Genomic DNA, 2,272 nt, shown 5'->3' with positions numbered 1-2,272 from the left:
TGGAGGGTGTTGCGGTGGTCCGGGACGATCCGGGTGCGGTCGCCGACGCGGAATCCCGCGCCACGCACCGCTACGGCCGTGCGCCCCGGCCGAACCCGCGGCGAGTGGTCCTCGAGATCACCGCCACCCGGGTGCTCAGCAACCTCTGACGCGTCGCGCGCCCGATCCGTTGCGGCAACGGATGGCCGCGCGGCCGCCTTTCCTGCTTGCCGTCCCGACAGCGCCACCCGTAGTGTCTCTAATGTTGAGCACTCTGTTTCAGATTTTGAGACAGCGTCGGCTTTGGGAGCCGGGGGTGCACATCGGGAAGGAGCCAGCCGACCGTGACCGAATCCGACGAGGTCTACAGCCAGGGCCACGCGCAAAGCGTGGTGCGCTCGCAGCACTGGCGGACGGTGGACAATTCCGCACCGCACCTGGCCGCCGAACTCCGCCCCGGGCAATCCGTGCTCGACGTGGGCTGCGGCCCGGGAACGATCACGGTCGACCTCGCCCGGCGGGTGGCGCCGGGCGGCGTGATCGGCTTGGACGCGGTCGAATCGGTGCTGGCCCAGGGCCGGGACAACGCCGCTGACCTGGACAACGTCGAATTCCGGTGCGGCGACGCCTACACGCTGGACTTCCCCGACGACTCGTTCGACGTGGTGCACGCCCACCAGGTGCTGCTGCACCTGACCGACCCGGTGGCCGCGCTGCGCGAGATGCTGCGGGTCACCCGCCCCGGCGGCGTTGTCGCGGTGCGCGACTGCGACTACTCCGGAGCGATCTGGTGGCCCGCGGACGATCGGCTGGAGCGCTGGCGCGAGGTGTACCAGGCGGTCGCGCGGGCCGGGGGCACCGAGCCGGACGCCGGCCGCCGGATCATCAGCTGGGCGCACGCCGCCGGAGCCGTCGACGTGACGCCGAGCGCGTCGATCTGGTGCCACTCCAGCCCGGACGAACGGGCCTGGTGGGGCGGCATGTGGGCGGAGCGCATCCTGGATTCCCGCATCGCCGGTCGAGCCCTCGAAGGCGGCCACGCGACCCGCGAGGACCTGGCCGCGATCTCGGCCGCGTGGAGCGAATGGGCGCAGCACCCCGACGGCTGGTTCTCCATCCCGCACGGCGAGGCGCTCTGCCGCGTCACGGAGTGAGGACTCCGCCGACCTCGGCCGCTGAGCAGCGCGACACCGCGACCGCGAGCTAGCACTGGACGCCCGCACGCCAACGGCGAATCCGCCGGTACGTTGCGCGCATGGACGAGATCACCGAGCTCGCGCCGCGCCCGATCCGGCGGATGCTGCTGGGCCAGTCTTGGCTGGATCTGACGTTCCTGCACTGGGAGGCCGATCCGGAACGGGTAGCGCGGTTGCTGCCCGCGGGCACCCGGCCGGACCTGTTCGACGGGCGGTCCTACGTCGGGCTGGTGCCGTTCCGGATGCACCGGGTGGGGCCTGGTTTCGGAGTCCCGTACTTCGGCGATTTCGCGGAAACCAACGTCCGTCTGTACACAGTGGACGATCAGGGGCGGCGGGGTGTGGTGTTCCGTTCGCTGGAGGCCGCGCGGCTGCTACCCGTGCTGATCGCGAGAGCCTCGCTGCGGCTGCCGTACCGGTGGGCATCGATGCGCCTGCACCGCGACGGCGACGCGGTCCGCTACACCACCCGCCGCCGGATCCGCGGGCTGCGCAGCGACATCACCGTCCGGGTCGGCGAGCGGATCGCGCATCCGAGCAAGCTGGAGCACTTCCTCACCGCCCGATGGGGGATGCACGTGCCCTGGTACGGCCGCACGATCTACGTCCCCAACGAACATCCGACCTGGCCGCTGCACCGCGCTGAACTGCTGGAATGCGAGGACGAGCTGCTGGCGGGAGCCGGTTTCCCGGTTTCCGGCCCGCCGTGCAGCGTGCTGTGGTCGCCGGGCGTGGCCGTGCGCTTCGGCACCACCTAGCGCGCCGGACCGCGCTGCCGTGATGAGGTTGCGGGCGTGAGTGCGCAGCGGAAACCGGTGGACGTGGTGGGCATCGGCGCGGACGGCTGGGACGGCCTGTCCGCGGCGGCCCAGCGGCGCGTCCGGGACGCGGAGGTGCTGTTCGGCAGCCGCCGCCAGCTCGACCTGGTTCCCGAGCCCGCGCAGGAACTCGTCGAGTGGCCATCGCCGATGCTGCCCGCGCTGCCCGGCCTGTTCGAGCAGTACGAAGGCCGCGCGATCTGCGTGCTGGCCAGCGGCGATCCGATGTTCCACGGCATCGGCTCCACGCTGGCCCGGGTGCTCGGCGCGGAGCGGCTG

The 2,272-nt window shown here is 71.9% G+C and carries 3 protein-coding genes and 1 pseudogene; all 4 read left to right on the top strand.

Translation table 11 applies throughout. The annotated features are described in order from the left end of the window. A pseudogene (locus IJH84_RS08905) lies at positions 1-149 on the top strand (acyltransferase); the annotation flags it as partial. A gap of 174 nt (positions 150-323) precedes the next feature. Continuing rightward, positions 324-1,133 carry a methyltransferase domain-containing protein gene (locus IJH84_RS08900; RefSeq protein ID WP_295142571.1) on the top strand — a complete coding sequence of 270 codons (810 nt, stop codon included), beginning with the start codon at positions 324-326 and terminating at the stop codon, positions 1,131-1,133. A gap of 101 nt (positions 1,134-1,234) precedes the next feature. After that, the gene (locus tag IJH84_RS08895) at positions 1,235-1,933 is read left to right on the top strand and encodes a DUF2071 domain-containing protein (RefSeq protein ID WP_295142569.1); all 699 of its coding nucleotides are present in this window, start codon (positions 1,235-1,237) and stop codon (positions 1,931-1,933) included. A 36-nt stretch (positions 1,934-1,969) separates the two neighbouring features. Continuing rightward, positions 1,970-2,272 (top strand): cobalt-precorrin-7 (C(5))-methyltransferase (locus tag IJH84_RS08890; RefSeq protein WP_295142566.1); only part of this gene is annotated, 303 nt, incomplete at its 3' end.

Origin of the sequence: Saccharopolyspora sp. (assembly GCF_017434145.1) — a bacterium.
GTDB classification, from domain to species: Bacteria; Actinomycetota; Actinomycetes; order Mycobacteriales; family Pseudonocardiaceae; genus Saccharopolyspora_C; species Saccharopolyspora_C galaxeae.
This window is presented reverse-complemented; position numbering and strand designations above follow the sequence as displayed.